The sequence below is a fragment of the Amnibacterium sp. genome, from assembly GCF_036559085.1.
Classification (GTDB): domain Bacteria; phylum Actinomycetota; class Actinomycetes; order Actinomycetales; family Microbacteriaceae; genus Amnibacterium.
In genome coordinates, this window is the sequence record NZ_DATBTU010000079.1 from 1 (window position 1) to 5,393 (window position 5,393).

Below are 5,393 nucleotides of genomic sequence, written 5' to 3' on the forward strand. Positions count from 1 at the left end.
CAGGTCCGCCGCAACTGGAGCGCGATCCTCGCCGGCGTCCCGGATCTCGCAGCCGAGATGACCGACAGCGCGCTCCACCTCGACGATGTCTGGTGCGAGTGGACGATGTCGGGCACCCGGCGGGACGGTGCCCCGCATCACATGGTCGGGCCGGTCGTCTTCACGGTGCCCGACGGGCTCATCACCTCGGCGCGGTTCTACCTGGAGCCGGTCGAGACGGACGCCGGATCGGTCGACGCCGCGGTCCGACGCGCCGTCGGTGTCGCGCGATGACCACTCTCGTCGCAGGCGGCACCGGGCGGCTCGGCAGCATGCTCGTGGAGCGGCTGCGTGAGGCCGGGGGAGCGGTCCGGGTCCTGACCCGCGCGGAGTCATCGGCCGGTGCGTTGCGAGGTGCGGGCGTCGAGGCGGTGGTCGGTCGTGCCGAGGATCCGCGTGCCGCGGCAGCGGCGGCGACCGGCTGCTCGGCCGTGGTCGCGTCCATCAGCGGCTTCGGCGGCACCGCCGCGTCGAGCGTCCGGACCGTCGACGGCGCGGGCAACCTCGAGCTGATCCGGGCCGCCTCGACGGCGGGCGTCCGGCGGTTCGTCCTCGTGTCGAGCCTGACGGCGGCCCCGCGGGCGCGCCTCGAGCTCGACCGGAGCAAGGACGCCGCCGAGCGGGCGCTGCGGTCGACCGACCTCGACTGGACGATCGTGCGCGCTGCACCCTTCCTCGAGACGCAGCTCGCCGTGATGGGGGAGTCGCTGCCGGCGACGGGCCGGACCACGATCTACGGATCCGCGGAGGCGGAGGTGCGCGTCGTGCCGCTGGAGGACGTCGCGGCGGCCGTGCTCCAGGCCTCGAGTGGCGCGTGCGGCGGAGGCCTGATCGAGCTGCCCGGGGCGGCGACGTCCTTGCAGGCGATGTCCGAGGCCCTGCACCGGGCCGCGGGCACCGACGGGCGCAGTCGTCGCATCCCGATCGGCGCCCTGCGGCTGATGGCGGTGACCGCTCGCCCGTTCGCGCCGTTCCTCGCCCGCGCGGCGGGTGCCGCGGTCGTGCTGCACGACAGCGGGTCGAAGCCGGCGCGAGGGGGCGCGGTAGCCCGGATGCCGGCGCCGGTCCTCGACGCCGCCGCGCGCGCCTCGCTCACGCCGGCCGCGCTCGCGCGCCCCTGAGGGGGGCTCAGGCGCCGCCCATCCGCCCGCCGTCTGCTGTCCGCTCGGACGACTGCCGGCGTTTCAGCGGCAGCAGTTGTCCGCACGGACAGCAGACGCGGAGCTCAGGGCTGGAGGACGAGCTGCAGCTCGAGGTTGATGGTGACCTCGTCGCCGAGGGTGAGGCCGCCGCCCTCGACCGCCATGTTCCAGCTGATGCCGTAGTCCTTGCGGTTGATCTTGGTGGTCGCGCTGAAGCCGGCCTTCGTCTGGCCGTAGCCGTCCGTGACCAGGCCGCCGAACTCGCCCTTCAGGGTCACGGGCTTGGTGACGCCGCGCATGGTCAGGTCGCCGGTGAGCGTGAAGTCGTCGCCGTCGACCGTCGCGGCGGTCGAGCGGAAGGTCCAGGTGGGGTGCTCCGGGACGTTGAAGAAGTCGCTGGTGCGGAGGTGGTTGTCGCGGTCCTTCTGGTTCGTGTTGACCGAGGCGACGTCGATGGTGGCCTCGACGGTCAGATCGGCCGGGTTCTCAGGGGCGTTGACGGTGACGTCGAACCGCTCGAACGACCCGCGGACCTTGCTGATCGCGAGGTGGCGCACGGAGAACGTGATCTCGGAGTGAGCCAGATCGGGCTTCCAGGTGCCGGCGAGGTAGTTCGGGTGGCTGAGCTCAGTAGTAGTTGACATGTCACCGAACAACGGTGGTCGTGCGCGACCTATTCCCAGTCTGCCGGATCGGATTCCCACGAGGTTCCAGCGGCCGCGGATCCGCGGTCCAAGGTAGCGCGCCGCCGGCGTCGTCAGCGGGTGAGACCGCGCGGGCTCGGGGCGTGGGCACCCACCGAAGTGGGGGTCCGAGTGTGCGCTGGCGTGGCCGCACAGGCGCGAGGGGCCGCAGGGGTCTAGACATGACCGTCAGCGGAACGACGGGCGGCCCAGGACCGTCGCCGTGGAGAGGTGCAGTCATGGTGAACCCGTCGGCGGTCGCGGCCCGATGACCGACCCCTCGATCCCTGGCGCTGCGGCCGCCGAGCCCGATGGGCGGTCGGCGAGCCGCTCGGATGCCGCCGAGGGGGCCGCCCCCGCTCGGCCCGTGTCGACCGCGTCCCAGCAGCCGCCGGACCCGCAGGCCCCCGGCAAGCGGCGGGCGGCCTCCCGCGGTGTCGCGCTGGCGGCCCTCGCCGCGCTCGGCGTCGTCTTCGGCGACATCGGCACCAGCCCGCTCTACGCCCTGAAGACCGTGTTCACGATCGACAACGGGGTCGTGCGCGCCAACGAGTCGGACGTGTACGGCGTCGTCTCGCTGATGTTCTGGAGCATCACCGCGATCGTCTCGATCAAGTACCTCGCGCTGCTCATGCGCGCGGACAACGACGGCGAGGGCGGCGTCATGGCGCTCGCAGCCCTGGCGCAGCGGCTCTACAAGCACGCCGGTCGCGGCGCCGGCGGGCTCATCGTCGTCGGCATCGTGGGGGTCGCCCTGTTCTACGGCGACTCGATCATCACGCCGGCCGTCTCCGTCCTCTCCGCCGTCGAGGGCGTCGAGGTGGCCGCTCCAGGGATCGCCTCGCTGATCGTGCCGATCTCCGCGGTGATCCTGACGGTCCTGTTCGCCGCCCAGCGCTACGGCACCGGCAAGGTCGGAAACCTCTTCGGGCCCGTGATGGTGCTGTGGTTCCTCGTGCTCGCCCTCGCCGGGCTGTCGCAGGTGGTCCACCGGCCCGCCGTGCTCCTCGGGCTGTCGCCCACCTACGCCGTCGCCTTCGTGTTCATGCACCCCGCCGTCGCCTTCGTCGCGATGGGCGCCGTCGTGCTCGTCATCACCGGCGCGGAGGCCCTGTACGCCGACATGGGGCACTTCGGCCGGTCGCCGATCCGGCGGGCGTGGTTCTTCCTGGTCTTCCCGGCGCTCACCCTGAACTACCTCGGCCAGGGCGCGCTCGTGCTGCAGGATCCCGCATCGAAGGCGAACCCCTTCTTCCTGCTGTTCCCGGACTGGCTGCGACTCCCGGTCGTCGTCCTGGCGACCGTCGCCACGATCATCGCGAGCCAGGCGGTCATCTCGGGCGCGTTCTCCCTCACGCGTCAGGCGGTGCAGCTCGGCCTGCTGCCGCCGCTCACCATCCGGCAGACCTCGAAGCACGAGAGCGGCCAGATCTACCTGCCCGTCGTCAACGGGCTGCTGTTCCTCGGGGTCCTGGCCATCATGCTGGCCTTCGGATCGTCGGCCCGCCTGGCGACGGCGTACGGCGTCTCGGTCACGGGGGCGCTGGTCGTCGACACCGTGCTCATGCTGATCGTCGCGCCGCTGCTGTGGCACTGGCGGTGGTGGAAGATCGTCCTCGCCGCCGTGGTCTTCGGCGGGCTGGAGGTCACCTTCCTCTCTGGCAACCTCTCGAAGATCGCCACCGGCGGCTGGGTACCGCTGCTCATCGCGGCGGCGGTGCTCCTCGTGATGACCACCTGGCGCCACGGCCGGCAGATCGTCACGGACGACCGGCGGCGCAAGGAGGGATCCCTCGCCGATTTCGTCGAGTCCGTCCAGGTCCAGCACCTCCCGCGCGTGCCGGGGATCGCGGTGTTCCCGCATCCGAACATGGACAGCACCCCGCTCGCCCTCCGGGCGAATGTCGAGCACAACCACGTCCTCCACCGGCGCGTGATCATCGTCTCGGTGACCGTGCTGCGGATCCCGTACGTGCCGGCCTCGCGGTCGTTCACCCTCGACGACCTGGGCTACACCGACGACGGGATCAGTCACCTCTCGATCCGGTTCGGGTTCTCGGAGGAGCCCGACGTGCCGGCCGCGCTGCGCGCCGCGCGCAGGGCCGGCCTGCTCGACATCACCGCCGAGGAGCTGGCCCGCGCCTCCTACTTCATCTCCCGCGGCGCCCTGCAGATGAGCCGCAAGCCGAAGATGATGCGGTGGCGGCGCGCGCTGTTCGTCACGCTCGCGCACAACGCAGCCGACCCGGCAGCCCGCTTCCGGCTGCCGTCGACGCGGACCGTCACGATGGGCAGCGACGTCGAGATCTGAGTCCGAGGCGCGTGCGGGCCGATGGGCCCGTCCGGGACGCCCTACCGCTCGTCCCGGTGCTCCTCGGGGTCCGGCGCGGCCAGGGCGCGGAACCGCTGCTGCGCCCCTTGCTTGCTCAGCCCGTAGACCGCGCCGATCGCCTTCCAGGTGACCCCGGCGTGGCGGGCGCGCTGGACCGCCGCGGCCTCCAGGGCGTCGGCGTGCTCCCGCAGCCGTCGGGCGGCGTCGAGCCGCTGCAACGGATCCGTCAGCCGGTTCACCGCCTCTGCGGCGCGGTCGAAGCGCTTCATGGGGCTGTCCTCGGCCATGCACAGCAGCGTAGGTGCACCAGGATGGCTGTCAACGGTGGGTTGCCTTGCCTGTCAAGCGTTCGTTGACTACGCTCCTCGGCATCGCGGTCGACCGCGGCAGCACCCGGGAAGGAGGGCACCGTGGCGAAGAAGAAGGACAAGAAGAAGGACAGCAAGAAGAGCAAGAAGAAGGGCAAGAAGTAGCCCGACGAGCACCGCTCCTGGGGCACTCGCCTGATCCGCGCGCGGCGGACGGCGGGTGCCCCGCGTCGTCGATCGGGGCAGGACGGTCAGGCGATGAACGCGTCGGGGTCGTCGGCCGGGGTCCAGGCGTCGTCGAGGATCGCCTCACGGAGGGCGCCGTTCGCGGCCTGGAGCTCCGCGGCCGCGACGGAGAGCCGCCGCCCGATCTCCGCCGCCGCACGCCCGTGCGCGATCCGGGCGCCCGGGTCGCGGGGGTCGAGCGTGTAGCCGCGGACGGCGAGGGCGTCCGCCTCCGAGGCGAGGCGGTCGAGGTCCTCCTGGCGGGCGGCGGCGAGGATGCGCAGCACGGCGAGGTGGCCGGCCCGCTGGAGCAGCGCCGGCGTCGCCGAGTGCAGCGGATCGCCGTCGATCACCAGGCCATTCTGGCCGACTGCTGGTGGCCGCCCGGCGCCGGGTGCTGCAGGCCCGTCCCGCTGTCTGCTGTCCGCACGGACAACTGCTGCCGCTGAATCCCCGGCAGTTGTCCGTGCGGACAGCAGGCGCGGATGCCGTGGCCCGCCCGCTCATTGACCGCGGCCACGCTGAGGATCACGATGGCGGCGTGACGCGCAACGGCGAGCTGTTCACCGCCATCATCGACCGGGGCTTCAACCAGGGCGACCTGTCCGTGGCGGACGAGGTGTGCTCGGTGGACCTCATCGAGCACGAGTACCTCGCACCCGAG

General features: G+C 72.1%; 6 protein-coding genes. 3 read left to right on the forward strand and 3 right to left on the reverse strand.

What is annotated here, in order from left to right; all coding sequences use genetic code 11:
• A partial coding sequence (locus VIG76_RS14860; protein WP_331955558.1) for a nuclear transport factor 2 family protein occupies positions 1 to 273 on the forward strand: 273 nt, incomplete at its 5' end.
• Positions 270 to 1,160 carry an NAD(P)H-binding protein gene (locus VIG76_RS14865; protein WP_331955560.1) on the forward strand — a complete coding sequence of 297 codons (891 nt, stop codon included), beginning with the start codon at positions 270 to 272 and terminating at the stop codon, positions 1,158 to 1,160. The genes VIG76_RS14860 and VIG76_RS14865, both read left to right, overlap by 4 nt.
• A 104-nt stretch (positions 1,161 to 1,264) precedes the next feature.
• Here the strand turns inward: VIG76_RS14865 and VIG76_RS14870 are convergent, their stop codons facing one another.
• Entirely contained in the window at positions 1,265 to 1,825 is a 561-nt protein-coding gene (locus tag VIG76_RS14870) for a YceI family protein (protein ID WP_331955562.1), read from the reverse strand.
• A 406-nt stretch (positions 1,826 to 2,231) separates the two neighbouring features.
• On the opposite strand from VIG76_RS14870, the gene VIG76_RS14875 reads away from it, so the two are divergent.
• Positions 2,232 to 4,175, forward strand: coding sequence for a potassium transporter Kup (locus VIG76_RS14875; protein WP_331955564.1), 1,944 nt, complete (start codon positions 2,232 to 2,234; stop codon positions 4,173 to 4,175).
• 41 nt (positions 4,176 to 4,216) lie between these two features.
• On the opposite strand, the gene VIG76_RS14880 is transcribed toward VIG76_RS14875, so the two are convergent.
• Together VIG76_RS14880 and VIG76_RS14885 are read right to left on the reverse strand one after the other, a co-directional pair.
• Positions 4,217 to 4,483, reverse strand: coding sequence for a hypothetical protein (locus VIG76_RS14880; protein ID WP_331955566.1), 267 nt, complete (start codon positions 4,481 to 4,483; stop codon positions 4,217 to 4,219).
• A gap of 272 nt (positions 4,484 to 4,755) precedes the next feature.
• Positions 4,756 to 5,082: a hypothetical protein gene (locus VIG76_RS14885; RefSeq protein ID WP_331955568.1), complete on the reverse strand. Its 327-nt coding sequence runs from the start codon at positions 5,080 to 5,082 to the stop codon at positions 4,756 to 4,758.
• Positions 5,083 to 5,393: the final 311 nt, after the last annotated feature.